Raw genomic sequence first — 25,315 nt, 5'->3', positions numbered from 1 at the left:
ATTACAGCGTGCTATAAGAACAAATGAATTTAGGAAGGCAAATACATATATTACTTAAGCGACAGTCGTCTGTCTATATTAATGGATTAGGGACGTTTAAACGCGTGCATACGGCAGCGGCATTTGATGCTAAACGTCATGTTTATCTGCCTCCGATCAGCTTTATCGAATTTGATGGCAGTTCGACAGATGGTTACGATTTTGTAACCTATGTACAACAGGCTAATCAACTCGAGCGTCCTGAAGCGGAATCGCAGGTGACACAGGCAGTCTCTGCTGTTGTGGAGCGGCTTACACAATCCGGACAAGCTAAACTTGATAACTTAGGGGATCTGGTGAGTTATGGTAATTCTTATGTATTCAAGCCCCTGGATCTCTCTGGTTTTTCCTATACCGCAGTAAGTGATCAGTTCCATGTTGAGGATACAGTCACACCGACTGCAGCTACTGAACCTGATGCTGGCGTACAGGAAGAGGTGACTCCGATTGAGGAGAATATAGCAGAAGAAGAGCTTTTGGAAGATACACCGGCTGTATCTCCTGAAAAGAAAATAGAAGAAGTGCCCGTACCAGTCGAGACAGCAGTAGCTGTGGAACAGGATACGACCCTAGAGGATGGGGAATTTGAGTTCCCTGACGAACAGAAGTCGACTAGCGCGTATGTGTATATCATAGTGGCTATTCTGGCGGTAGCGCTTCTTGGCGGATTGTACTATTATAGTACTTATATGCAGGAAGGAAAGTCGGGAAGTGGTACAATCGAAGAAGTAATCGTACCTATGGATTCTATTCCTAAAGATACGGTTGCAACCCTACCTTTGGTAGATTCATTAGAGGTTCCACAAGATACTCTGGTAACCTCTTCAGAACCAGAAAAAGTAGAAGAGGTAACGCCTCCTGAGAATCATCGTTATACGATAGTTATAGGTACACACCGGACACTTGCTCTTGCTTATGATGAAGCGGAAGCATTCCATAAGGATGGACACAAATCTGTTCGTGTCATAACGCCTAATTTGGCTAAGAATTTGAAGCGTGTGGTATGGGATACTTACGCCACGAAAGAAGAACGTGACTCGGCACTGAACTATGTTAGAAAACATATCAAGACAGATGCCTGGCCAGATGTAATCAGATAAAAAGAACATAAACCCAAATAAATATTTTTTAACGCTATGTCATTATTACAAAGCAATCTACCCGTAGATACTCTCAACCAAGTACAACAGCAATCGATACAGCTAGCCGCTCCGCAGGACAATCTGAACCTGCTTCAGCTTATGATGAAAGGTGGTTGGATCATGATCCCTATTCTTTTATTGTTTTTCTTGGGACTCGTTATTTTTATCGAACGTTATATTACGATTCGTAATGCGTCCAAGGCAGATGGCGGATTGATGGCACAGATTAAAAGTAACGTACTGTCCGGTAAATTGGATTCGGCTATAGCGGTTTGTCGTTCTAGTAATTCAGCGCTAGCCCGTATGTTGCAAAAAGGTTTGACCAGGGTTGGACGTCCTATTAAGGATATCGAAGCCGCGATTGAAAATGCAGGTAAGCTTGAAGTGTCCCGTTTGGAAAAAAATATTAATATACTGGGAATTATTGCCGGTATTGCGCCGATGCTTGGTTTTGTGGGTACGATATTTGGAGTTATCCAGATTTTTCGTGATGTAGAGATTGCTGGTGGTATCGATATCGGTTCCGTATCAGGAGGTCTATATGTGAAGATGATCGCTTCGGCGTCAGGTTTGACAATTGGTATTTTGGCTTATATAGGCTACCATATTTTAAATATGATGGTTGAGCGCCTTATTTTGAAAATGGAAACGGAAGCTGTTGAGTTCATTGATTTATTGGATGAGCCAGGGGTCTAACTTATTACTTTTGCAAATATGAACTTAAGAAATAGACGAGGAAAGCCAACCGCCGAGGTTCATACCGCGGCGTTGAATGACATCATGTTTTTTCTGATGTTGTTCTTCCTATTGGCATCTGCAGTGGCAAATCCTCAGGTCGTAAAGCTGTTGTTGCCCAAGTCGAGTGCCGGTGAGCAGTCGGTCGCTAAAAAGACGATTACCGTTTCTATAACCAGTGATCTAGCATATCACGTGGATAAAGCGGTTGTACCCTATGAGGCATTAGAGCAGGCTTTACAATCGCAGATGAATGCCGGAGAAGAGGTCACTATTATGTTGTATGCAGACAGTACGGTGCCCATTCAGAATGTAATTTCGGTTATGGATGTTGCCAATAGATTGAAGATCAAGTTGGTTTTAGCAACGGAACCGAAAAAAGACTAGAATGTAATATGTCGATTTAGAAGGTTAAAATCACCCTGGATTGATTTTTGACTTTTTAATTTTGATTTTTTAATTTTGATACATGTACTACCATCTTAAAGAAGAAAATAATATGCCTAAAGCGTTGGGTTATTCCGCGCTAGTAATGGTTGTATTGGGGGTGATTGGTTTCTTTGTTGTGTTTGGACAACCTGAGATCCCAGAATTTGGTATGGGGGGAATTGTGGTCAATTACGGTACTTCTGAAGAGGGGATGGGGGATGATTATATGAACGTGGAAGAGCCCTCAATGGATGAAAATGCAAATAATGTACAGCCTGATCGGATTGTACCTACAGAGACGCCTACGCCAACACCTACGCAACAGGTGGCTGATAAAACTGTAGCTACACAGGATATGGAAGATGCACCGGCCGTTGCTAAAGCGGAGAAGGCTGTCAAAACTCCAGCAGCAGAGACCACAAAAGAAACGAAAACGAGTACACCTGCAGTCAATTCGAATGCCTTATATAAAGGTAAAAAAAATAATGGTAGCGGGGCCGGAGACGGAACAGGCAGTACAGCCGGAAACCAAGGATCTAATCTGGGGGATCCTCTCGCGTCAAACTATGGCGAAGGTGGTTCGGGCTTCGGTAATGCCATGATTTCATTGGCCAACCGTAAGTTTACAGTTCCGCCCAAGATAGATGATAAAGGACAACAGGCAGGTATAGTGGCGGTGGAGTTCAAAGTGGATAAGAATGGGGTGATCACCTATGCCCGTGCTGGTGCTAAAGGGACAACTATATCCGATGGTGATCTTTGGTCCAAGTGCGAGCGGGCTGTAAGGGGAGCACGATTGAACCAGATCGATAATGCTCCAGATAGTCAAACCGGGATTATCAAATTCAATTTTAAATTAAGATAAGAATCACTTATGTATACTTATACAGAGGCAATCGACTATCTATACAGTCGATTGCCTATGTTTACAAGAGATGGTGCTTCGGCATATAAAAAGGATTTGGATCGAACCATCGCCCTATGTGATGCGATTGGCAATCCGCAGAATAGGTATAAAACGATACATGTAGGAGGGACAAACGGTAAGGGATCTTCATCCCATATGCTGGCCTCTATATTGAGCGCCTCAGGCTACCGTACTGGGCTATACACGTCTCCCCATTTAGTTGATTTTCGAGAGCGTATCCGTATTGATGGACAGCAGATCGATGCTCAATTTGTCGTAGATTATGTAAATAGGCAAAAGGAACTGATTGAAGCGGTGCAACCTTCTTTTTTTGAAGCTACTGTAGCGATGGCTTTTGATTACTTTGCTACAGAGCAGGTCGATGTGGCGATTATTGAAGTTGGATTGGGAGGGCGATTGGATAGCACGAATATAATTCATCCTGATGTTGCCTTGATTACGAATATCGGTATGGATCATATGAATCTTCTGGGGGATACCTTAACGGAGATCGCAATCGAAAAGGCGGGGATTATCAAATCGAATACGCCTATTGTTGTTTCGGAAACACATCCTATAACCGCACCCGTTTTTATCGATACAGCATTAAGGTGTAATGCTCCATTAACTTTTGCCGATCAGGTCTTTAAGGTCAAGCGTATTAGTAAGACGGATATCCTGCAGCAGGTAGAGGTCCTGTCCGCCGCAGCTAAAGAGGTTTACGACTTGGATTTGACGGGTTCCTATCAGTTGAAAAACGTGCTAGGGGTACTGGCTGTAGTGGAGCAACTTCGGGGTTTGGGCTATGAGATTCCTGAAGATCGGCTAAAGGAAGGATTGGCACAGGTACAGGCGCGGACAGGACTCCAAGGGCGCTGGCAGACGATATCTACAGATCCACTGATCATATGTGATACAGGACATAATGAAGATGGTATTAAAGAGGTCATTAAAAATCTGACAGAGGTCCATTTTAAGAAGTTGCATGTCGTGATCGGTGCGATGAAAGATAAGGACTTGGATCATATGTTGCCATATCTGCCAAAAGATGCAACCTATTATTTCTCTAGTCCTGATATGCCTAGAGCGATGAGTGCTATGGAGTTGGCAGCAAAGGCTTTTACTTATGGCTTGAAAGGGCAAGAGTGTGGCACTGTAGTCAATGCGCTAGCGGCGGCTAAAGATGCTTATCAAGTTGGAGACTTAATATTTGTAGGAGGGTCTAATTTCGTTGTTGCGGAGGTATTGAGTAGTATTACTTCTTAAAACCATGTATACCGGTGGCACAACCAAAAAAATAGGAGTCTATCTCTAATTCCAGATTATATCGACTAAAGATTTCTTGAATCTGCTGGGTATTTTGGAAACTCTTGGTGTAAATCCATAGCATTTTATAATCTGATGGATTTCCTAGGAATAGCTTTCCTAAGACTGGAATGATATGACCTAGGTATAGTCCGTAAAAAAAAGCCAGTATCCGGGATTGAGGAACAGATACTTCAATAAATGTAAATTGACCATTGGGCCTGAGCACTCTACTGAGCTCTTGGGCGAGTATGTCTAGCTGGCTGTTGTTGAAGGTCTTGAGGCCATAGGCGCAGGTCACGATATCATAGTGGGACGACGGTAGACGATTTTTCAATACATCATCCGAGAATAGGGTCAACTGTTTGCCAAATATACGCTCTCCTTTGGGCGTAGATTTCGAAAGCATTGCCTCTGAAAAATCCAGTGCATGAAAATTAGACTGGGGAAAGTGCTTCTTTAAGTAACTCCAATTCTCTCCCAGGCCAGATAGCAAGTCAAGAACATTTAGTTTTTCCCTTGAAGGAGTTAGTTTCCTGAGGAATTGTTTTCGCCATCGGATGGAAAAGCCAAAAGAAGTGATATAATTCATTCTTTCGTAAGAACCTGACATGGTATTGAACAGGTTCTTTACAAATTGTGGGTCATAAATATTTTTTCTACCCGTTTGGTTCACTTCATTTTCCATAGATTATTGACGGCCGGTCATTTCCTCTTTTAAGAAACGCCCCGTCTCACTTTTCTTCTGCTTGATTAAATCTTCAGGTAGTCCTGCAAACATTAATTTTCCGCCTTCTTTTCCGCCTTCAGGCCCCATATCAATAACCCAGTCGGCTGTCTTGATGACATCGAGATTGTGTTCAATAATCAATACACTATTGCCACGATCTACGAGTCTGTTGATGACCCCTAAAAGGACATTGACATCTTCAAAATGGAGACCTGTGGTTGGCTCATCTAGGATGTAAAAGGTATTTCCGGTATCTTTTTTGGAAAGCTCCGTGGCGAGTTTGACCCGTTGGGCCTCTCCACCGGAAAGAGTAGTTGATGATTGCCCTAAGGTGATGTACCCCAGCCCAACATCTTCCAAAGTTTTTATCTTACGGTGTATCGATGGAATATGCTCAAAGAAAGCTACAGCATCGTGTATACTCATATCCAGGACGTCGGAGATCGATTTGCCTTTATATCTGACCTCTAATGTCTCTCTATTGTAGCGTTTGCCATGACAAGTCTCGCAAGGCACCTGTACATCGGGAAGAAAGTTCATCTCGATGATTTTCATGCCTGCACCTTGACAGGTCTCACAACGTCCACCTTTGACATTAAATGAAAACTGTCCCGGTTTATAACCTCTGATCTTTGCCTCCGGCAACTGTACAAAGAGTGTACGGATATCCGAAAAGACTCCTGTATAGGTCGAGGGGTTAGATCTAGGGGTACGGCCAATAGGGCTTTGGTCTATTTCGATGACTTTGTCAATATGCTCCAAGCCCTCTATACTTTTGTAAGGCATAGGCGTGGCTTTGGCTCTAAAGAAGTGTTTGTTCAGGATAGGATAGAGGGTGCCCGTGATCAAGCTGGACTTGCCAGAACCCGATACACCAGTTACCAATATCAATTTGCCCAAAGGGAAGTCTACAGATACATTCTTTAGGTTATTTCCGGTAGCACCTTTCAAGGATAAGGTATGACCATTTCCATCTCGGCGTTTCTTAGGAATTTGAACTTCCTTTTTGCCATTTAAATAGTCAGCAGTTAGGGAGTTAGCTTTTAAAATCTGTTTTGGTGTGCCCTCAGCTACGACTTGACCACCATGAATCCCTGCTGCCGGTCCCATGTCTATGACGTAATCTGCATGGAGTATCATGTCCTTATCATGCTCGACAACCAATACCGAGTTGCCGATGTCCCGTAGATTTTTTAAGGAATTAATCAAACGCTCATTGTCCCGTTGGTGGAGACCGATACTAGGCTCATCGAGTATATACAATACATTGACCAATTGTGAACCTATCTGTGTCGCCAGGCGTATACGTTGCGCTTCCCCTCCAGATAATGTTTTGGAAGAACGGTCCAGGCTGAGGTAGTTTAGCCCAACGTCTAATAAGAATCCTAAACGTGTGCGTATTTCCTTAAGGATTTCTACAGCGATTATCTTTTGACGTTCGTCAATGCGTTCTTCGATATTCTCAAGCCAGTTCATTAATGAGGAAATATCCATCGCAGCGAGCTCACTGATGTTTTTGTTGTCAATTCTAAAATGAAGTGACTCCTGTTTTAGTCGGGCTCCCTGGCAAATAGGGCAGCAGACTTTGGTTCTGTAATCCTCCAAGGCTGGTGCGTCGTCGCTGGTCTTTCCTCCATATTCTTCCAGCATTTTAAATATACCGGAGAAACTGACTTTGTATTCCCGTGCACCGTATGAACCATAAGATACCGTAAGGGAGATCGGTTCTTCTGCACCAAACAAAATGGTGTCGATCTGCTCTTCTGTCAGTTTTTCAACAGGGGTGGTCAGTGAGAATTCGAATCTTTGTGCTACCGCTTTTAATACGGCAAAGTTCCATGATTCGCGTGAAGGACCTAGCGGTATGATTGCTCCCTTTTGTATACTGAGTTTGCGGTCTGGTATAACGGTGCTTTTGTCAATTTCGAATATATAACCCAAACCATCACATTTAGGACATGCTCCATAGGGAGAGTTGAAAGAGAAGGTGTTGGGTTGCGGTTCATCATAGGATATGCCCGATTCGGCATCCATAAGATAACGGCTGAAGAACTGCTCTTTTGTGTTTTCTTTATTTGCTATCTTGATAATACCTTTGGCCGCTTTCATCGCCTGTAATACGGAAGTGTACAGGCGTTTGCGATCTTGCTCTTCGACCATCAATCGGTCGACAACAATTTCGATATCGTGTATTTTGTAGCGGTCAACCTGCATTTTGGGTACTAATTCTAGCAATTCCCCATCAACACGTACTTTGGTATACCCTTGTTTTCGGATCTGTTCAAATAACTCTCTGTAATGTCCCTTACGTCCTTTGACAATAGGTGCTAAAATATAAATGGCTTCTTTGTCAAAATCTTCTAGGATGCGGTCTACAATCTGATCTTCGGACATACGTTGCATCCGTTTGCCACTCACGAAAGAGAACGCTTCACTGGCGCGAGCATATAATAGACGTAAGAAATCGTATATCTCAGTAATCGTTCCTACCGTAGATCTTGGGTTTTTGCTCGTTGTTTTTTGTTCGATTGAAATTACCGGACTTAATCCAGATATCTTGTCGACATCGGGACGCTCCATGCCGCCTAAAAACTGACGGCTATAAGCAGAAAACGTCTCCATATAGCGACGCTGGCCCTCAGCATATATCGTGTCAAAAGCTAAGGATGATTTGCCAGAACCGCTTAGCCCGGTTATCACCACTAATTCGTTTCTCGGGAATGAGATGTCTATGTTTTTGAGGTTGTGGACTCGGGCACCAAATACCTCAACTTCATTTTGATCTCCTAAATCTACTGCTTTTGTTTTTGACATGGAACGTTAAGTTTTTGCAACTTGCAAAGTTACTGAATATTAATTGGACTTTATAGAAAGGACTTCGGTCTAGTTTAGCTTTTTTAATATTAATAATGCTTTTATTTGTAAATTGTACTAATTAAACCGGGGAATTTGTGAAGAAACTAGATTTAAGTAAGCAAGATAAAGAAGTTGTAGATCAGGCGTTGCAGCACTGGTATGAACAGAAGCTATTAGAGGAAGATAAAGTGCGGGAACTGCAGGAAAATATAGATGAACGTAGTTTTGAATGGAAGGTTCTGGCACGGTATGCATTTTGGGTAGCATTGGCTTCGTTGATTTTTTCTGTTGTCTCTCTTTTTGCAGACGATATGTTGGTCCGCTTTGTGGAGCAATTCTACGAAACACCGAATATTGTGTTCTGCCTGTTCTTCGCCGGATTGGCGATAGCTTTCTATACGCTTGGATTTCGGAATAAAAAACGGTATCCCGATAAGACCTTCTCCAATGAAACGTTGATGTTGTCGGGTGCTTTTTCTACAGCTGCAAGTATTGGCTTTTTAGGACAGATTTTAGACCGTAATACGCACTATTTTACGATACTCTTTTTTATTTCGATTTTAATTTATGCCGTGTTGGCTGTCAAATTAAAATCAAAGCTGATATGGGTATTCACCCTGGTTGCATTGGGGGTATGGTTTGCTACGGAGACGGCATTGCATAGCGAGTGGGGGTGGAAATTTTGGGGGATGAACTTCCCATTACGCTTCACTATTTTTGGTGCCCTGCTCACCGCATTTTCAATTTGGATTCAACCGCGCTGGAGTGCGTTGGTTGAGTTCCAGTCTACTAGCTTTGTGATAGGTCTGCTGTATACAATGATTGCCTTATGGTGTCTCTCTATCTTTGGAAATTACAGCGATTTTGAAGCTTGGACCCAAATACGGCAATATGAAATTTTATATTGGGGATTATTGGCAATAGCGGTGTCGTTGGCTTTGGCGCTTTACGGATTAAAGAAGAAAGATGCGGTGCTACGGGATATTGGATTTGTGTTTTTTCTTCTGAATCTTTATACCCGTTTTGTAGAATACCTTTGGGATAATATCAACCGTACAATATTCTTTCTAGTCCTGGCGATTTCTTTTTGGTTGGTAGGACGTTGGTCTGAAAAGATATGGAAGAAACAGAGCACCTCTTAAGAAGTGCTTTGTTCTTAATTTATCTTGATACTGTAGGTGATGTCAACACCTCCTGCAGCAAGCATGTCATGTACTGAACAATATTTCTTTACGGCAAGCTCAGCGGCTTTTTGAGCCTTGATCTCATCGATATCCCCCTTTAGGTAGAAGCTAATATGGATTTTGGTGAAAATGTTAGGGATTTCTTCTCGACGGTCTCCTTCTACTTCTACTCGGATATCCTGAATATCCTGTCGTTGTTTTTGTAAGATTGTCGTTAGATCGAATACACTACATGAGCCTAATGCCATCAATACGAGTTCCATAGGACGTACGCCTTTCTCTTCACCACCTATAGATGCTGGACCATCGATATTAATCTTGACTGTAGAGGATGGACTGGATGCCTCAAAATGCACAGCGTTATTGACGCGTTGTAATACTGTTTTCATCTGTTTACTGTTTTGTTATCCATTACCAATACCTGTGGGTATCGGTAGGGTGAAGTCGTATAGCGACCTCTCAATTGTCTATCAAACTTAGTTAAAATGCTTGGTCTAAAAAAGAGCTTGCACTAAAAAAGGCACCCTGTTGACGAAGGTGCCTTTTTTTAGCATGTAGGATTCATTATCTTTTTAAGGCATCTTGACCCCACGGTACTGCATAGCATCGACTTTGTCGAGTTGAGTGCCGTATTTGGTGTTGATCGCATCGATGAAGATATTAGCCATAATGGCATAGCCCATCGGTGTAAGGTGTACGCCGTCTAATGAAAAGACATTTCCAGTGATGTATTTATTGCTAATGACTATACCATTATAGACATAACCATTTTTAACCTTGTTTAAGAAAGCGTGGATGTCAGCTACCGCTAAATCTCTGCTTTTGGCCACTTCTAGTATCTTCTTGTTGTATTCGTCAATACGTGTTTTGACCTCTGCGACCTCAGCTTCATCCAATACATATTGGCTTTCAATAGGATTGTTTGGATGTAGACCATAAGGGATTTTTTGATCATTAGGTTTTCCTAATAGGCCTGAAGAAGCAAAAGGTAGAACAAACATGTCTTTATCGGTAGCAGGTCTTGGGCCGGTTTTAGTTGCTATAAAAAGAGCGGTAACAGCTGGGCCTCCTTGTGCCTGAGAAGCGGCAGTAGCAGCCTGCAGTAGGGCTTGTCGTGTTACTGTGGTGAGGAACGGAACTGCTGACACATCCGGGATAGTCGCAATGACTCCCTTTCGTCCGTTAGTCGTTAAATCAGTGATAAAGTTTGTCAGGTTATTACTAAAGGTGTTGATGTCGGTAAGGGTGCTGGTGCCATCCGGTTTTTGTACGCCGCCATTGGTGGCGTAGCCCAAAGCGTCATTGTTCCCAAGGCTAAAAGAGAAAAAAGTATGGTTTTTGGATGTCGCAAAAGCACGATAACTTGTCATCGCTGCCTGGTCAGTGAGCAGTCTCTCAAAATAAGGATTACCCTGTACGGAGCCGAGTCCTTGAATATTAACCATATCGAGTCGCATTCCCGGAACACCAAGATTATTCACCTCGTCGGTATATTTTGTATATAAAGGCGTATTGTTGGGGGATAGACCTCTGACTGCTAGTTTGTCTGTGACAGGCTCGGTTACGGGTTGCCCGTTGACCAAAGCTTTCAAGCGGATATACCCCGAACCATTGGACTGACTTTCTGTAAAGAAAGGGGATTTGAATTCCCCTCCTCCATGAGCCTTCATTTTTTCTGCAATCAACACCGGGAAAGCCAACTGTTGGCCTTCCAAATATAGTCCTCCATCAGCAAAGCCGGCGGTGAGCGAATTACCTATAGCGATATATTTGGAAAAATCGGGTTTTGAACTACTTGTATTTTCATTGGGCTTTGCATTGTCTATTTCAGGTGCGCAGGATGCTACTAGGGCACATGCTACAAGGCCTATATAAAGTTTAATGTTTTTTTGGAATCTTTTCATCTGTCAATACCTTTAAGTTATTACCATTTGTAGGTGAGGGAAATGCCAGGAGCATGGATGTTAGTCTTGAATGTCCCGTTCAGACCTGTTACAGCATTGGTCACTGTGCGTTCCAAAATACGTTGGAAGGTGTAGGCTCCAGTCAATTCAAATCTATCCGAGATATCGTAGGTAAAGCCTAGCGACGCCATGACACGATTGTTGTCTGGTGTCTCCGCGTATACGTATTCTGCCATGACTGGACTATAGACATAGCCAACACCCGTTCTTAGATCAAGCTTATCTGTTGCTTTGTAATTAATACCAGCTTTTCCGGAGAAGGCATTTTGATATTTTTTTGGCTGATAGGTGTCTTCTAGTGTTGCTGTATTGTCTTTGTAGTCAAACGTCAACGATTTGTAGATGTCGTAACCGATAAATGTTCCATCTGCTGCAATATCTATACGTTCACTAACAGGGAAGGAGATACCGATGTTGAAAGAAGCGGGTAACGGCAATTCTGCGTCAAAAGTAGTCGTGGGAAATGAAGCCGCTAATGCGTCAGGTACCGTAAATTTGGCATCGCCATCTTTTAGCTTGGTGACGACTTTGGAACGATAGCTTAGTGAAACTGCAAATTCATTTTCGAGGTTGTAATGGACACCGATGTTGTAACCGGTTCCAGTACCCATTCCTGAGAGCTCTGCCCGGCCAGGATTACCATTGGCGTCGAATGTAGGCAGGGATCTCGATAGATCGACGAAACCGAGGTTGTACACAAACCCTCCACCCACGCTAAAATTGTCCGTGATTTTAAAACTTAATGTGGGCTGTATATAGATGGCACGCATCTGCAGGTGATTCAATTCATACTTACCTGGCCAATCTTGCCCCCAGTCGACTGCACCGCCAAATGGTGTGTATACCCCAAGTCCGGCTTTCCACCAGGTGCCTTTCGGGCCAAATGTGGCGAATACCGAAAAAGGAGGTGTAATCTGGAACTTTGTATCATACTGCTGTGTCGAGTTGACTTCTTTAAAAGCAGATCTATACATTACAGCAGATGCTCCGGCAGAGACAGCATTGTGGTCCATCTTGACGAGCGCTCCCGGATTATAGAATATGCTGGATTCATCAACGAATAATGCAGAACCAGCGCCTGCCATACCTAGGGCCTTTATACCTTGTGTATTCACTTGTGAGCCTTGAGCAAATAAGAGAACTGGGCTAGCTAATAGAAACGATAATAGTAGTTTTTTCATAAGCTTATTTGGTTAACGTATTTCTTTAAAATACAATGCTAACATAGTATTTTTTTTCCAATAAAAATAATTTTATATAATTTTTTAATAGGCGTAGTCCTTGAAAATTACTATCTTAATGGCATTAAATATTATTATCATGAGTCAAGTTTTATTTAAAGGTATAACAGTCAACACGGCAGGAAGTTTGCCCGCCGTCGGAACAAAAGCTCCGAATTTTTCATTAACTGCTGCTGATCTATCACAGAAGTCTTTGTCAGATTTTTTAGGTAAGAAGATTGTTTTAAATATTTTTCCAAGTATTGATACAGGTACCTGTGCGATGTCTGTGCGTACATTCAATGAAAAGGCATCGTCGATGGCTAATACGGTTGTATTGTGCATTTCAAAGGATCTACCTTTTGCACAGGGAAGATTCTGCGCGGCGGAAGGAATAGAAAATGTAGTGACCTTGTCGCAATACAAAGACAGTGCTTTTTCAGAAGCGTACGGTGTTCGTTTTTCAGATGGACCGTTACAGGGGTTATTGAGCCGTGCTGTAGTCGTATTGGATGAGTCTGGAAAGGTTGTTTATACAGAACAAGTCGCAGAGACGACAAATGAACCAGATTATGAAGCAGCTATCGCTTCTCTATAAGTAATTCGGTTTACATAGTGGATAATATCTCTCTTGCCAAAATAAGTAAGAGAGATATTATTGTTATACCATACTACAATCACGCCTTATTCCGTATAATAGAGCAATGTAAATAGCTTTTTTTTTTAATAGGTATTCGTGAATCCCCTGCATTTTTTCTAAGTTTGGCTAATTTTGTATTATGAAGGAATCTACTACTCAAAAGGTCGCACTTATTACAGGTGTTACAGGGCAAGACGGAGCTTATTTGGCCGAGTTTTTATTAAAAAAAGGCTATTTGGTGCATGGATTGAAGAGACGGAGCTCGCTCTTTAATACCGATCGTATCGATCATCTATATCAGGATCCGCATTTGGATAATAGAAACTTTGTCCTACACTATGGAGATCTTACAGATTCTACAAATCTGATCCGGGTTATCCAAGAAACTCAACCGGACGAAATATATAATTTAGCGGCTCAATCCCATGTTAAAGTTAGTTTCGACACACCAGAGTATACCGCTAATGCTGATGGTATAGGCACGCTAAGGATTTTAGAAGCAGTCCGTCTTTTGGGGTTGATCGAGAAAACAAGAATATATCAAGCTTCTACTTCTGAACTGTATGGGTTGGTGCAGGCGGTTCCACAAAGTGAAACTACGCCTTTTTATCCGCGTAGCCCTTATGCTGTGGCCAAGATGTATGGATACTGGATTACGGTGAACTATCGTGAAGCTTATAAAATGTATGCGTGTAATGGAATTTTGTTTAACCACGAAAGTCCGGTGCGAGGAGAGACCTTCGTAACGCGTAAAATTACACGGGCGGTAGCAAAGATTGCGCTAGGACTACAAAGTAAACTTTTTTTAGGCAACCTTTCTGCACAGCGGGATTGGGGACATGCTAAGGATTATGTCGAAGCAATGTGGCTTATCTTGCAACAAGATACTGCAGAGGACTTCGTCATTGCGACAGGAGTTACAACTACTGTTCGGGATTTTGTACGCTTAAGTTTTGCTGAGCTTGGCGTGACAGTTGAATTTAGTGGTAAAGATGAACAAGAAAAAGGAGTTGTTATAGATCGTGATGACGAACGACTGAAAGAATTGGGAATTGATCCTGAAGGTATAAAATTGGGTCAGACTGTCGTGAAGGTTGATTCTCGTTACTATAGACCTACCGAAGTTGATCTATTGATTGGTGATCCTACAAAAGCGCAGACACAGCTTAATTGGAAGCCAAAGTATGATCTACAGATGTTGGTGTCGGAGATGGTGCAATCGGATCTTCATTTGATGCGTAAGGAGCAGTATTTGAAAGACGGTGGTTTTGAGACACTTAACTATTTTGAGTAGTCTTGTTTTTTGGAATAGTTTTTGTTGAGTACTCTTCAGTTATGGGAAATAGGAGTTTAAACGTGAATTTGATATTAATTGAAGGTCTGCTATGGAGTTAAGCAATACATCTGTCGAGAGTGAGGTTCCGAATAACAAGAAGGATAACTCGAAGATTTATTTTTTTATGATTGCTATAGCTTCGCTCCTAGCAACTAATATCTATTTTTACGTCAAATTTAAGTCATCCGGAGAGAAACTTTATACAGTAGCATTACAGAAAGAGAATCTACAAATTGAGATTGACCGTATAGAAGCTGAGCTAGACAATATCAAGAATCAAAATATTGAAGGTTTACCGGAGAACCTGATTCAGGAAGAGCAGTTTGCGCGCAAAATAATTGATGATTTGCGTTCTGAGCTGGAGAGTTCGAATATCTCCGATACGCAGATACAAGCAGCTAAAGATCAGATACAGAAACTAAAGAAAAATGTCTCTTCACTAAAGGATGAAGCTGGGGAGTTGAAACTTCAAAATGATATCCTTTTAAAGAGAAATAAGGAATTGAGTTCGACTGTAAAAGAAAAAAGTGATCAAGTTGAAAATCTGAAAGAGCGGAACGAGCGGTTGAACGAAAAAGTTAGCATTGCATCTTCTGTTAAAGTGTCAAGTATCTTGGTCAACGGAGTTGAGAAAACCCGAAAAGGGGATTTTGAAATAGAAACTAAAGCTAAGCGTGTTGATGATCTACAGATAAAATTTTCTATCGCTGATAACCCGTTAGCCAAGGAGGGAAGTAAGGAGGTCTTTGTTCGGATAATTGATCCGCAAGGTAATCTTATAGCTAAAGCAGGAGATGTATTTTATGTTCATGGGGATAAGCTGCAATTTACGTTCAAAGAAAATATCAATTTTACAAATAGAGGCGAAGAATATCAATTGCTATGGAGAGATGGTAATCGCTTCAAGAAAGGGGCCTATACAGTGCTCCTGTATGCAGATGATGCGATCATGGGAAGGTCAAGTGTAGTCTTGAAGTAGTTTATTAACAATATATAGGATCTAGGGGTCGTCAATACGTGATTATTGGCGACCCTTTCTTTTTCTGCCGAATAGTCCTACCTGTATGTTGGTGAAATGATGCTATCTTATTGTACTAAAAAGAGAGGTTGTAAAGACAGCGCTTCGCTAGTTGGCTACGGTACCTTGCTGGTTGGCTATGGTGGAATGCTATTTAGCTACAGCTCTTCGCTAGTTGGCTATTGGAGAGCTCCTAGTGAGTCTTTAAGTTCGTGACTTGATTTAGGACTAGGATATAAAAAAGCAGCGCTCGAAAGATCAGGCGCTGCTTTTTATTATTGCTTTTAAAGCTAACGGTCGTAATTTTCTTTTTTAGGAAAAATGAGCGAGGCCACGACACTAATCGCTAATATGCTCAAAATAATAATCAAAGAGTGGGATGTAGTAAAGCCCCATTCTTTAAGCCAGTCATGCAATAACATTTTTGCTCCGATAAAAATCAATAGAAATGCTAAACCAACTTTCAGATAATGGAATTTGTGAATGATGTTAACCAAAAGGAAGAACATTGATCTTAGTCCTAATACCGCAAAGATATTGGAGAAAAACACAATATAGGGGTCTTTTGTTACTGAAAATATGGCGGGGATAGAGTCGACCGCAAAAATTAAATCGGTAAATTCAATGACTAAGAGCACTAGGAAAAGTGGAGTCATATAGCGAACTCCGTTTTCGATATGAAAGAATTTACCTTGGTCCATCTTTGATGTTACCTTAAAATATTTTGAGGCAAATTTGACTATTGCATGGTTCTGTGGGTCTACTTCTTCTTCTTGATTTCTATTGATATACATCATAAATCCAGTATATACTAAAAAGGCTCCAAAGACGTAAAGTATCCAGCCGAACTTAGCTATTAAGGCTGCTCCAACGAAGATAAAGATACAACGTAAGATAATTGCCCCTAGGATTCCCCATACCAGTACCTTATGGTAATAGCGTTCAGGTATGCCGAATGAGGAGAAAAGTAATACCATGACAAAGATATTGTCTACCGAGAGGGCATATTCGACGACATAACCCGTGAGATATTCTAAAGTCAGGTTCTTGTTGTAAATGTGTAAGCTGGCTACCAGGTCATTTTCCACTATTTTTATATCGTGGTAATGCTTGGCAACAATTTCTTTTAAACGGGCGATATCATGCACATTGTGTAGCTCGTTACCCCAGAAATAAAGGACTAGACCAAAGCCTAAAGCAAATAATATCCATATTAAGGACATAATAGCTGCCGCTTTTAGACTTATTGGTTTATCGCTTTTACTAAATAGACCGAGGTCTATTGCCAGCATGAGGATGATAAAGACGATAAATCCTCCAAAAAACATTATCTCGTGACTCATATTATTTCTTTCTTTCTGTGGTAAATGTTACTAGTTGCTTAAGGCCTTCTTTGTAAACGTTGTCAGGGAACTTTGCCAAAATATCGAATGCTTCCTGTTGGAACTGCATCATTCTTTCTGTAGCATACTCCAGACCACCGCTGCTGCGTACAAATTGTATCACCTCTTCTACCTTCTCATTATTTTCGTTGTGATTCTTAACCAAATTAATGATTCGACGTTTTTCTGAGGTTGAGGTATTTGACAGCGCATAGATTAAGGGTAGGGTCATCTTCTTTTCTTTGATGTCATTACCTACAGGTTTGCCGACATCATCTAGTCCAAAGTCAAATAAATCGTCTTTAATCTGAAAAGCCAATCCGACTTTTTCTCCGAATAATCGCATAAGTTCTATGGTTTCGGTATCTGCTTTGGCGGAAGATGCTCCCGAAGCACAGCAGGAGGCAATCAGAGACGCCGTTTTTTTGCGGATGATCTCGTAATAGATATCTTCTTTTATGTCTAGTTTACGAGCTTTTTCTATCTGTAGCAGTTCGCCTTCACTCATCTGCTCCACAGCCTCAGAGACTATCTTTAGTAGATTATGTTCATTGCTGTTGACAGAAAGCAGAAGACCTTTGGAAAGCAGGAAATCTCCAACAAGTACAGCGACTTTGTTTTTCCATAAGGCATTAATCGAAAAAAAGCCCCGTCTTTCGTTCGCATTATCCACTACATCATCGTGTACAAGCGAGGCCGTATGCAGCAGTTCGACAAGCGAGGCTCCACGGTAGGTAGACTCGGTTATTTCTCCACATAAGCCAGCGGCGAAAAATACAAACATAGGACGCATTTGTTTGCCTTTCTGTTTGTATAGGTATTGGGTTATAATATCTAAAAGTGGAACAGAGCTTTGCATGGACTGCTTAAACTTCGTTTCGAATGTCGAAAGCTCTGTTGCAATGGGGCGTTGTATCTCCTTTAAACTAAGCATGAATGATGGTAAATACCAATTAGCGTCTATTTATACGCAATAAAGATAACAAAATTCCATTAGATAGATTCTACCGATTCTTCTAATTTAGTATACCATTCTATTCCATATTCGCGGATGAGCGGGTCTTTTAAGAATTTGTATACAGGGACCTGAAGTTCTTTACCAAAGCTGCAAGCATCTTTGCAGATATGCCATCTATCATAATGTAAGACGTCAAACTGCGGGTAGTGTGTGGTCCGTATAGGGTATAAATGGCAAGAAATTGGTTTCTTCCAATCTACTTCGCCTAGTTCATAGGCTTTTTCTATTGCACATTTTGTAATGCCGTTTTCCCAAGTGACATAGGCACATTCTTTGTTACCGTCGACACAGGGAGTCGTTAGATCTCCATCACTATCGATTACATGAGTTCCTTGTTCCTCCACCGCCTGAATGCCCTTTTCAGTCATGTAGGGCTTTATTTTTGGGTAGATCTCTTGTAAAACTGCTTTTTCAGATTCTCGTAGTGGTGCACCCGCATCGCCCTCTACACAGCAGATACCTTTACATTTTGATAGGTTACAAACAAAATCATTGCTTATTAAGTCCTCATGGACCAGTACATTATCAACCTCAATCATGATTTTACTTATTTTGAATAGCTCACTTTTTTTCCCAATTCGTACTTTAACCCCTCAGCCTTTGTTAGTTCCATCGTGACAGAACCTATTAAGATTTCAACCTGCGCTTTTACGGGGATACGATTACCATCATTAGTGACCCAAAGATACAATTTACTATCCTTTTTAAAGATACGTCCAGGTTTGATTTCAGGACTTAATTTAATACAGTCCAGTGTTCCAAGACTCGTTTTTATTTGTTCGGTACCAACATATGCTACTTTCAATTCGGCAATTTCGTCGTTCAAGAAGTAGGTGATCTTAAAGGTGTCCCCACTTTTCAAAGAGGCCAGGTCGAGATTCCGGGAAAAGTAATAGGCAGATAATAAGTCAAAGATTTGTGGAGTCTTTCCTTTAAAGGTTCCTTTTGCTCCTTTTACTGTAGAGTTCCGATGATCGAATGTCGCATATTCCTTTCGGGTGTAGCTGTTTTCATGAATGTCTTCGGTGTACAGATAGGGCTGGTAAGTATTTCCATCTATATAGGAGTCATACTTGTTTTTGACGGTATAGAAGATTGAAAAGCCTGAAGATGTCTGTCCGAATGCATTCAGGTGGTAGGTATTCTTATTGCTGAATTGAAGCTGGGACTTGTTGACTGATAGCACACCATTGGCAGCAGATATAATACCGTATCTTAGCTTATAAGAGAGTTTTTCACCTTCTTTAAAGGTCGGTTCTTTTAGATAGGGAAGGGATTGGGCAAAGCTCCATGTGAAGCTAACAAATAAAGCAAGTAATGTACAGTAGGCTCTTTTCATATATGTTCAAGTTGTTCTTTAACGGGCATAATTTGTTCTGATTGTCTTCTTAGATCGATCAGAATAGAATATCCTCATTAATATACCTAAGACGCTTCAAGATCCCTAATGGTTTAATTTTTTCGCTTAAACACAGGGACCGTAGAGCAAGGTTCGCCGTACATGATACTTTTGGCTACCAAGCTGAGCTTATGGGTGAAGGATACAAATGCACTCTCTGGAATAAAGATATCACCACATCCTTTTACTACGATACGCTGGTCATTATAAACCGAGTAATCTATAGCTTGGATAGCTTCAGAGAATAAGTCACGCACGACTTCGTCTTCGGTACCAAAATGTATGCTTTTGGCAAAAGGGGTAAGCTTGTTGGCCAAGATCATGTAGGCCCAAGTCGGCACAATCGCATCTGTAGAACAAGTAATAGCGATATGTTTGCCTTGATATTGAGACCAGTCATGTTGTTTGACAAAGTCTCTGAAATCTTTCTCTTTGAGAATCAGGCCATGAAACAGGTTATCCTTGATATCGTAAGTTAGGATATCGCTCTGTATAGGCGCATATTCTGCCAGATCAATAGTGATAAGACCACTTTGTGCAACTTTATTGACTATGTTCTCTTGAATATCCATATGCTAAAAATATAAAAAAAGCCGGACATGTTACCATGCCCGGCTGTAAAATTAATTATAATATCTTAATAAAATCTAATGCGATTGTCATCAATCTTAGCGTTGTCCTGCAATGCTTTAAAGATTGAACCCCATGCGCGTTGTTGTTTAGATGTCAACATTTGTTTTTGTTGATTTTTACGCTCTGTGTCTACCATCTCTTTAGGGTTTACAAAGCTATCTACTTGTACTGCATAGATACCTTGTGTTCCTTCAATAGCTTTAGATGGTTTGTTCGGTTGTAGACCAAATACAGTACCGATGACCGTACTTTCAAGTGATACACCTGGTATTACTGGATTCGCTAAAACGATGTTTTCAACAGCGATTGCAGGCTTTCCAGCTTTTTGAGCTACTTGATCCAATGAGGTAGCATCGTTAAGGGCGTTATTCATTTTTTCTTTTAGCATACGTGCTTTTACAAGGTTTTTGACACCTAGTTCGATATCGCCTTTGATAGCTTCTAAAGGTTGAATGCCTTTCGGGTTGATTCCTGAGACTTTAGCTACGATAAAGGCATTTTCTGTTTCATAAATCTTATCGGATACATCACCTTTTTTAGCGTCAAAAATCCAACGGATTAACTCTCTTGAAGCTTCAGCGCCGTTTAGCGAGTTGTCCATAGGCTGTACACGCGTAGCTTTTTGCAGATTAAGTTTGTCTTTTTTGGCAGTTTCATCAAAGTTGGAGCTATTAGCCGAAGTAAAGAAGGTATTTGCTTTTGCGTAAACAGCATCGGTAGTTTCTTTTCCGGCAGTGATTACCTTATCAAGGATTGCCGCTTTTACAATTTTAGAATTTCCGATTTGCTTCTCGATTTTTAAAATATGTACACCAAATTGTGATTCTACGATAACTACATCGCCAGCTTTACCATTGAATGCTGCTTCTTCAAAAGGACCAACCATTTGTCCTCTAGTGAAAGTACCTAAGTCGCCTCCGTTAGCTTTACTTCCTGGATCTTGACTGAATTCAACTGCTAATGCAGAGAAGCTCTCTCCTTTAGCTAGTAGACCTTTGATAGAGTCTGCTTTCGCTTTTGCTTTGTCAACACCACCTTCTGCTGCTGCATTTAAAAGGATGTGACTTGCTTTAACAGAGTCTGGACTGAATTTGGAATCTAAGATTTTCGCGATCTCATAAGCACCATTTGATAGAAATGGACCTACTGTTGTTCCTTTTGCAGCGTTGAAAATAACTGAATCTAAGGCTGGGCTAACTTGCCCCTTTCTGTAGTAAGTTACAGGGTATTTGTTATCAGAGCTTCCTACAACAAATAGCGAATCATTGGTAGAAGCTGCTAATTCACCTTTAAGTGTTTGAATTGCGGCTAGAGTAGTGCTAGAGTCCTTGGCTGTTGCACTAGCATCAAATAAGACATATTCTACTGCACGTGTTTCTTCTGGGTTTTTGAAAGCATTTTTGTGCTTATCATAATATTCTTTGTAGTCGGCATCTGTCAATTTGATGTCCGCTTCATTAACCGAAGAATAGTCAAGCAATACATACTTGAAGTTTGCTAATTTATTCTTTGCCGTATATTCGTCCTGAGCCTCTAGTGCTGTAACGTATACAGCATTGCTTAGTAGGTTCGAGTATTTTTCTGTCAATCGTTGCGTGCGAACATTCTCTAGGAGTAACTCCCATTGCTGTGCGACCTGAACGTTGCCACCTTTTGCCTCATTGATTACTTGGGTAAGGTAATTACGGTCAAATTGACCTGTCTCTGGGTTCGTGAAGGTTTGCATAATCTGAGGAGAAGGATTTGGACCAGTGATAAGGTCGTTAAATTCTTTCTTCCCTACGGATAATCCTAATTTCTCAATTTCCGTCGCCATCAGCTCTTTGGAAATAAATTGATTCCAAACCTGTTGTACTGCAAAGTTTTTTATTTGAGGAGTTTCAGCTCCACCCATTTGCTGCTGATACATAGCCGAAGTTTGTTCTACCTGTGCATTGAAATCATGGTAGTCGACAGAGTTGCCGTTTACACTACCTACTTCGTTTTGCTTCTTAGCCCAAAACGGCGTTCCGGACTTAATGATGTCCCCTAATAAAAATGCAACAATTGCTAAGCCGATTATGAATATTACCAATCCAGCACGGTTACGCAAATTACCCATTAATCCCATATTCTCGTATTGTATTTATGTGTTCTTTAGTTATTTAATTGTGTTTTGTTAAAACAAGGCGCAAGATACAACTTTTATAAAAAAAAAGAGTAAATTTTTATAACGTTAATAAAACTTATTTAAACCTTTATTGTTGAGGTCGAATTAATTGCCAAATGAAGGCAACTGACTATTGCCTGAGGGAATATAGAATCCCGTCATATTTTGCCCATTAATATTTCTAAACTCCGTGTCTGATGTGAAAGAAGTGGCTAAAAGATTGCCTCTGGCGTCTTTAAACTCAAATGAAATAGGAACATCATTGTAGTAGATTTTCTTTTTTTCATCATAATAGAGCTCTTCCGTTTTGATGACAGAACCATCGGCCATATTGACGACTACATTTTTTTTAAATTCTGTAATCCCATCCAGGACACGCTGTTTGCCATAGTCGGATCGTATACGCTGGCTTTCTTTGCCTTCCGAATCATAAAATATAATCTGTATACCTTTTTGAAACTCATAATTGCTGTTCTTATTGCCTGTGGTGTCGTGGTATACACGCATTTCTGGGCCCGTTAATTGGGCTTTTACAACGGCTGAGTCGCTTAGTATAATTTTTACATCTTTTGAGATATCTACAGCTTCTTCTTGCTGTATATTCTCAATTTTACTGACATCACGAAGGTCATTCTCGCAGCTACTAAGTGAGAAAACCCCTATTGCAATAAAAAGCAATAGGGGAATATTAATATCTAATTTTGAGAATACTCTTCTCCTGTTAGTCATAACTTCTTCTGCGGAACCAAGTGTCATTCAATGTAAAACCTAGATTAAAGTTGATATAACGCTCACGTACTAGATTGTTGGATAAAGATCCTCTTTGACCGAATTCAGCAGATATGTTTATCCGTGAAAAGGTAAGGCCAAAGTTTGTTTCAGGCAACGGTAGACCTAGACCTACTGTGACAGCCATGTCATCTATGTTGTTATTGTTGTACTTAACTGGCGTCTTGTCGTAACGAAATCCTAGTCTGTAATCTACGATGTTCCAATATCTGAAGGATGTCGGGTCAGGTTTAATCTGTCCTCCAACTGCAAAGCCGTAGTTTTTCCCAAGTTGAGCTTCTCCAGCACGTGTTTGGAAGTTACTCCAATCTGCGTACTTGAAGTCTGCGCCCACCATCCAATTGTATCCTTTGGAAAGGGTAAATCCAACGGTGTGCTTTAATGGAAGATTAATTTTGCGTGATAAACCAGTTATACTAGACACCGTATCGAGTGGGATGTTCTGAAAATCCGGATCTGTTGAAGGTTCCGTTCTTTTAATAAACGAAGAGGTTTTGTTTGTTATTGTATTGTTTAGTGAGCCCGTATAGCCTACAGTCAGGTTTAATTTTTTACCTATCGCTTTTGAATATTGTACACCATAGTCATAGGTAGCTCCCCGAATAAGACGTGTCTCATTGTATCGTGTATTTAGCATACTAGGGTCTGTAGGGAAGCTGACTAAGTCTATGTCAGTTAGCTCACCAAATAAGAAACCTATATTAGCACCTACACTTAGTCCCTTGATTGGAGATACACCGTAACCAAAGAAGGCTTTGTTTATTCCACCTTCTCCTTTAGAGGATACATTATAGACCAAATTGCCAATTTTTTCTCTACTGGTTTGGTTATAACCTACATCCGAGTAAGGCATAAGCCCAAATGCAAGGCCACCAAAGCGTTGAGAAAGTGGTATCCCTATTGCGAGGTGGGAGAATGCAAAGTCTGCTGTATTATCTTTTACTCCAGGGCGACTTAGCTCAGTTGCATTACCATAAAGCCCTACTTCCATAATTGTTCTGGAAAAAGCGGAATAACTTGCAGGATTACCCACGTTGAGAATAGGAAGCCCGGATTGGTAACGTATTGCACTTGATATTCCTCCCATTGAACGGGTCTGTGGAAGGAGGTCTTCTCGCATCTGTCCTAAGCCGAATTTGGAGTAAGGAGAGTGTGAGGTTGTAGTCTGGGCATTCGCTTGGATGTTTACCAGGAAAAGGCCTGTAGCAACTACAAGCTGTAAAGCCCTTTTGGCACTCAAAACATTGAATTGTTTATGCATATATTTTTATAATCTCCGCGCTTCGGACGTATTTTTGTGTTATCTTGATAGGCCAATAACGAACTGGCATTTTTTTAATAAACTAACCAATTGGTGTTCTGATGAATTTATTTCGTTACAAAACTATTTAAATTTTAATGAATCCTTGACCTCATTTTGTTAAAAAAGGTTAAACGATTGTTTGTCAGTTTTTTACATAAACTGAAAGTATATTATGGTGATCATAATTACGAGATATAGACTTTCATAGACCCATTTGGACTTGGCAAAAGAAAAATAGTAAGCCAAATAAATCGCTAGAGGAGGGGCGCAAAGCAAAAAGTGATTGATGTTAATCTTCTCATTCAAATAGAACGACCCTGCAATGAGCAAAAGCATATAAAAAAGCAATTGAAATGATTTCCGTATGTGAACTACACTTCTAAAATATTGGTCTCTTAGTACAGCTAAAAGAAATAAAAGAGCAATGGCAATAGGTATTACGACCAAATAATCCTGATAGTCTACGTGTAAGGTGTGTGGTAGTGGATTGGTAAATGGAGAAAATATGGTTTTAAATTCGTCAAACCTATCCAGCCAATAGTAGATTACACCCAGTAAAAAATAAACAATGGAAAAGCCAAAAACAGGGGTTACCCACTCTCTCCAAATAAATGGCCTAAAGATGATCAGTGCTATCCATAGTAAGAGAAACATAACAATAAATGGGAAGTATACCAAGCTACCGATAGCGACAATCATTCCTAAGTCGAACATTAATCCTTTTATATCTGCTTGCTTGTAAATCGCGAAGAGCTTGCTCATCATCCAGATAGTAATAAAGTTACAGATCAGGGTGGGCGATAAAACTAAAAAGGGCAAGAACATACTGACTAAAGTCATGAAGAGCAAGGCTGTCAGAAAATTGGGTTTACCCAAAAAATTGAAATGATTTACAATTTTATTCAGCAACAAGGCCTGCAATAACGTTAGAATCAAAGTTAATAAAACGTTGGATACAGGTTGGAGCCCTGCGCCGATCTCGATGTTAAAGAGATTGTTGGCTGCGGGTTCAAGTAAAATCGGTCTTAATTCTTCAGGGAGGTGTAAGAATACCCCTAAGCACAAAAAAGTTCCAATAAGCGATACGAATAGTATGTTGATTGGCGTAAATTTTCTGTGTTGTCTGATGATCATAAT

The 25,315-nt window shown here is 40.8% G+C and carries 23 protein-coding genes; 9 read left to right on the top strand and 14 right to left on the bottom strand.

Going from position 1 to position 25,315, the window contains the following annotated elements; translation table 11 throughout:
- Nucleotides 1-23 precede the first annotated feature (23 nt).
- From JKG64_RS16935 to JKG64_RS16915, 5 genes are all read left to right on the top strand, one after another.
- Entirely contained in the window at nucleotides 24-1,139 is a 1,116-nt protein-coding gene (locus tag JKG64_RS16935) for a hypothetical protein (protein WP_210355487.1), read from the top strand.
- 36 nt (nucleotides 1,140-1,175) lie between these two features.
- Nucleotides 1,176-1,877: a MotA/TolQ/ExbB proton channel family protein gene (locus tag JKG64_RS16930; protein ID WP_210355486.1), complete on the top strand. Its 702-nt coding sequence runs from the start codon at nucleotides 1,176-1,178 to the stop codon at nucleotides 1,875-1,877.
- 18 nt (nucleotides 1,878-1,895) lie between these two features.
- Nucleotides 1,896-2,303 (top strand): ExbD/TolR family protein, encoded by a 408-nt coding sequence (locus tag JKG64_RS16925; protein WP_210355485.1) that lies wholly within the window; start codon nucleotides 1,896-1,898, stop codon nucleotides 2,301-2,303.
- Nucleotides 2,304-2,385: 82 nt separating this feature from the next.
- Nucleotides 2,386-3,210 (top strand): energy transducer TonB, encoded by an 825-nt coding sequence (locus JKG64_RS16920; protein WP_210355484.1) that lies wholly within the window; start codon nucleotides 2,386-2,388, stop codon nucleotides 3,208-3,210.
- 9 nt (nucleotides 3,211-3,219) lie between these two features.
- A complete protein-coding gene (locus JKG64_RS16915; protein WP_246512646.1) occupies nucleotides 3,220-4,518 on the top strand; it encodes a bifunctional folylpolyglutamate synthase/dihydrofolate synthase in 1,299 nt (432 codons plus the stop codon).
- Here the strand turns inward: JKG64_RS16915 and JKG64_RS16910 are convergent.
- A complete protein-coding gene (locus tag JKG64_RS16910) occupies nucleotides 4,508-5,245 on the bottom strand; it encodes a class I SAM-dependent methyltransferase (RefSeq protein WP_210355483.1) in 738 nt (245 codons plus the stop codon). The two genes, JKG64_RS16915 and JKG64_RS16910, sit on opposite strands and share 11 nt — an antisense overlap.
- A gap of 3 nt (nucleotides 5,246-5,248) precedes the next feature.
- Nucleotides 5,249-8,101 (bottom strand): excinuclease ABC subunit UvrA, encoded by a 2,853-nt coding sequence (gene uvrA, locus JKG64_RS16905; protein WP_210355482.1) that lies wholly within the window; start codon nucleotides 8,099-8,101, stop codon nucleotides 5,249-5,251.
- A 137-nt stretch (nucleotides 8,102-8,238) separates the two neighbouring features.
- On the opposite strand from uvrA, the gene JKG64_RS16900 reads away from it, so the two are divergent.
- Nucleotides 8,239-9,285 carry a DUF2157 domain-containing protein gene (locus JKG64_RS16900; protein ID WP_210355481.1) on the top strand — a complete coding sequence of 349 codons (1,047 nt, stop codon included), beginning with the start codon at nucleotides 8,239-8,241 and terminating at the stop codon, nucleotides 9,283-9,285.
- Nucleotides 9,286-9,299: 14 nt separating this feature from the next.
- On the opposite strand, the gene JKG64_RS16895 is transcribed toward JKG64_RS16900, so the two are convergent.
- From JKG64_RS16895 to JKG64_RS16885, 3 genes are all read right to left on the bottom strand, one after another.
- Nucleotides 9,300-9,716 carry an OsmC family protein gene (locus JKG64_RS16895; protein WP_210355480.1) on the bottom strand — a complete coding sequence of 139 codons (417 nt, stop codon included), beginning with the start codon at nucleotides 9,714-9,716 and terminating at the stop codon, nucleotides 9,300-9,302.
- Nucleotides 9,717-9,899: 183 nt separating this feature from the next.
- Complete coding sequence (locus JKG64_RS16890; protein ID WP_210355479.1) at nucleotides 9,900-11,231, bottom strand: SGNH/GDSL hydrolase family protein; 1,332 nt, start codon at nucleotides 11,229-11,231, stop codon at nucleotides 9,900-9,902.
- Nucleotides 11,232-11,251: 20 nt separating this feature from the next.
- Complete coding sequence (locus tag JKG64_RS16885; RefSeq protein WP_210355478.1) at nucleotides 11,252-12,472, bottom strand: OmpP1/FadL family transporter; 1,221 nt, start codon at nucleotides 12,470-12,472, stop codon at nucleotides 11,252-11,254.
- A 139-nt stretch (nucleotides 12,473-12,611) separates the two neighbouring features.
- On the opposite strand from JKG64_RS16885, the gene tpx reads away from it, so the two are divergent.
- The 3 genes from tpx to JKG64_RS16870 all read left to right on the top strand — a co-directional run bounded on the left by tpx (nucleotide 12,612) and on the right by JKG64_RS16870 (nucleotide 15,466).
- Nucleotides 12,612-13,109, top strand: coding sequence for a thiol peroxidase (gene tpx / locus JKG64_RS16880; RefSeq protein WP_210355477.1), 498 nt, complete (start codon nucleotides 12,612-12,614; stop codon nucleotides 13,107-13,109).
- Nucleotides 13,110-13,290: 181 nt separating this feature from the next.
- Nucleotides 13,291-14,445 (top strand): GDP-mannose 4,6-dehydratase, encoded by a 1,155-nt coding sequence (gene gmd, locus JKG64_RS16875; protein WP_210355476.1) that lies wholly within the window; start codon nucleotides 13,291-13,293, stop codon nucleotides 14,443-14,445.
- 91 nt (nucleotides 14,446-14,536) lie between these two features.
- Nucleotides 14,537-15,466, top strand: a complete 930-nt coding sequence (locus JKG64_RS16870) for a hypothetical protein (protein ID WP_210355475.1) — start codon at nucleotides 14,537-14,539, stop codon at nucleotides 15,464-15,466.
- Nucleotides 15,467-15,795: 329 nt separating this feature from the next.
- Here the strand turns inward: JKG64_RS16870 and JKG64_RS16865 are convergent, their stop codons facing one another.
- The 9 genes from JKG64_RS16865 to JKG64_RS16825 form a co-directional block, all read right to left on the bottom strand.
- On the bottom strand, nucleotides 15,796-16,848 hold the full coding sequence (locus JKG64_RS16865) for a TerC/Alx family metal homeostasis membrane protein (RefSeq protein ID WP_210355474.1): 1,053 nt from the start codon (nucleotides 16,846-16,848) through the stop codon (nucleotides 15,796-15,798).
- A gap of 1 nt (nucleotide 16,849) precedes the next feature.
- Nucleotides 16,850-17,821, bottom strand: coding sequence for a polyprenyl synthetase family protein (locus JKG64_RS16860; protein WP_210355473.1), 972 nt, complete (start codon nucleotides 17,819-17,821; stop codon nucleotides 16,850-16,852).
- 59 nt (nucleotides 17,822-17,880) lie between these two features.
- Nucleotides 17,881-18,444: a DUF3109 family protein gene (locus JKG64_RS16855; protein ID WP_210355472.1), complete on the bottom strand. Its 564-nt coding sequence runs from the start codon at nucleotides 18,442-18,444 to the stop codon at nucleotides 17,881-17,883.
- A gap of 8 nt (nucleotides 18,445-18,452) precedes the next feature.
- Complete coding sequence (locus tag JKG64_RS16850; protein ID WP_210355471.1) at nucleotides 18,453-19,244, bottom strand: DUF3108 domain-containing protein; 792 nt, start codon at nucleotides 19,242-19,244, stop codon at nucleotides 18,453-18,455.
- 113 nt (nucleotides 19,245-19,357) lie between these two features.
- Nucleotides 19,358-19,876 (bottom strand): DUF2480 family protein, encoded by a 519-nt coding sequence (locus JKG64_RS16845; protein WP_210355470.1) that lies wholly within the window; start codon nucleotides 19,874-19,876, stop codon nucleotides 19,358-19,360.
- A gap of 65 nt (nucleotides 19,877-19,941) precedes the next feature.
- Nucleotides 19,942-22,047, bottom strand: coding sequence for a peptidylprolyl isomerase (locus JKG64_RS16840; protein WP_210355469.1), 2,106 nt, complete (start codon nucleotides 22,045-22,047; stop codon nucleotides 19,942-19,944).
- Nucleotides 22,048-22,191: 144 nt separating this feature from the next.
- The gene (locus JKG64_RS16835) at nucleotides 22,192-22,815 is read right to left on the bottom strand and encodes an LPS export ABC transporter periplasmic protein LptC (RefSeq protein ID WP_210355468.1); all 624 of its coding nucleotides are present in this window, start codon (nucleotides 22,813-22,815) and stop codon (nucleotides 22,192-22,194) included.
- Entirely contained in the window at nucleotides 22,808-24,136 is a 1,329-nt protein-coding gene (locus JKG64_RS16830) for a hypothetical protein (RefSeq protein ID WP_210355467.1), read from the bottom strand. The genes JKG64_RS16835 and JKG64_RS16830 overlap by 8 nt, the downstream gene beginning before the upstream one ends.
- Before the next feature lie 192 nt (nucleotides 24,137-24,328).
- Nucleotides 24,329-25,312 (bottom strand): DUF6427 family protein, encoded by a 984-nt coding sequence (locus tag JKG64_RS16825; protein WP_210355466.1) that lies wholly within the window; start codon nucleotides 25,310-25,312, stop codon nucleotides 24,329-24,331.
- Nucleotides 25,313-25,315 lie beyond the last annotated feature (3 nt).

Origin of the sequence: Sphingobacterium tabacisoli, from assembly GCF_017908035.1 — a bacterium.
In the GTDB taxonomy this organism is placed as follows: domain Bacteria; phylum Bacteroidota; class Bacteroidia; order Sphingobacteriales; family Sphingobacteriaceae; genus Sphingobacterium; species Sphingobacterium tabacisoli.
This window is presented reverse-complemented; position numbering and strand designations above follow the sequence as displayed.

Coding starts and splice junctions, on each gene's coding strand:
- JKG64_RS16830 (WP_210355467.1), bottom strand. CDS start 24,136: ATGCATAAACAATTCAATGTTTTGAGTGCCAAAAGGGCTTTACAGCTT.
- JKG64_RS16825 (WP_210355466.1), bottom strand. CDS start 25,312: ATGATCATCAGACAACACAGAAAATTTACGCCAATCAACATACTATTC.
- JKG64_RS16890 (WP_210355479.1), bottom strand. CDS start 11,231: ATGAAAAGATTCCAAAAAAACATTAAACTTTATATAGGCCTTGTAGCA.
- JKG64_RS16885 (WP_210355478.1), bottom strand. CDS start 12,472: ATGAAAAAACTACTATTATCGTTTCTATTAGCTAGCCCAGTTCTCTTA.
- JKG64_RS16860 (WP_210355473.1), bottom strand. CDS start 17,821: ATGCTTAGTTTAAAGGAGATACAACGCCCCATTGCAACAGAGCTTTCG.
- uvrA (WP_210355482.1), bottom strand. CDS start 8,101: ATGTCAAAAACAAAAGCAGTAGATTTAGGAGATCAAAATGAAGTTGAG.
- JKG64_RS16925 (WP_210355485.1), top strand. CDS start 1,896: ATGAACTTAAGAAATAGACGAGGAAAGCCAACCGCCGAGGTTCATACC.
- JKG64_RS16840 (WP_210355469.1), bottom strand. CDS start 22,047: ATGGGATTAATGGGTAATTTGCGTAACCGTGCTGGATTGGTAATATTC.
- JKG64_RS16865 (WP_210355474.1), bottom strand. CDS start 16,848: ATGAGTCACGAGATAATGTTTTTTGGAGGATTTATCGTCTTTATCATC.
- JKG64_RS16935 (WP_210355487.1), top strand. CDS start 24: ATGAATTTAGGAAGGCAAATACATATATTACTTAAGCGACAGTCGTCT.
- JKG64_RS16915 (WP_246512646.1), top strand. CDS start 3,220: ATGTATACTTATACAGAGGCAATCGACTATCTATACAGTCGATTGCCT.
- JKG64_RS16930 (WP_210355486.1), top strand. CDS start 1,176: ATGTCATTATTACAAAGCAATCTACCCGTAGATACTCTCAACCAAGTA.
- JKG64_RS16895 (WP_210355480.1), bottom strand. CDS start 9,716: ATGAAAACAGTATTACAACGCGTCAATAACGCTGTGCATTTTGAGGCA.
- tpx (WP_210355477.1), top strand. CDS start 12,612: ATGAGTCAAGTTTTATTTAAAGGTATAACAGTCAACACGGCAGGAAGT.
- JKG64_RS16910 (WP_210355483.1), bottom strand. CDS start 5,245: ATGGAAAATGAAGTGAACCAAACGGGTAGAAAAAATATTTATGACCCA.
- JKG64_RS16835 (WP_210355468.1), bottom strand. CDS start 22,815: ATGACTAACAGGAGAAGAGTATTCTCAAAATTAGATATTAATATTCCC.
- JKG64_RS16845 (WP_210355470.1), bottom strand. CDS start 19,876: ATGGATATTCAAGAGAACATAGTCAATAAAGTTGCACAAAGTGGTCTT.
- JKG64_RS16850 (WP_210355471.1), bottom strand. CDS start 19,244: ATGAAAAGAGCCTACTGTACATTACTTGCTTTATTTGTTAGCTTCACA.
- JKG64_RS16870 (WP_210355475.1), top strand. CDS start 14,537: ATGGAGTTAAGCAATACATCTGTCGAGAGTGAGGTTCCGAATAACAAG.
- gmd (WP_210355476.1), top strand. CDS start 13,291: ATGAAGGAATCTACTACTCAAAAGGTCGCACTTATTACAGGTGTTACA.
- JKG64_RS16855 (WP_210355472.1), bottom strand. CDS start 18,444: ATGATTGAGGTTGATAATGTACTGGTCCATGAGGACTTAATAAGCAAT.
- JKG64_RS16920 (WP_210355484.1), top strand. CDS start 2,386: ATGTACTACCATCTTAAAGAAGAAAATAATATGCCTAAAGCGTTGGGT.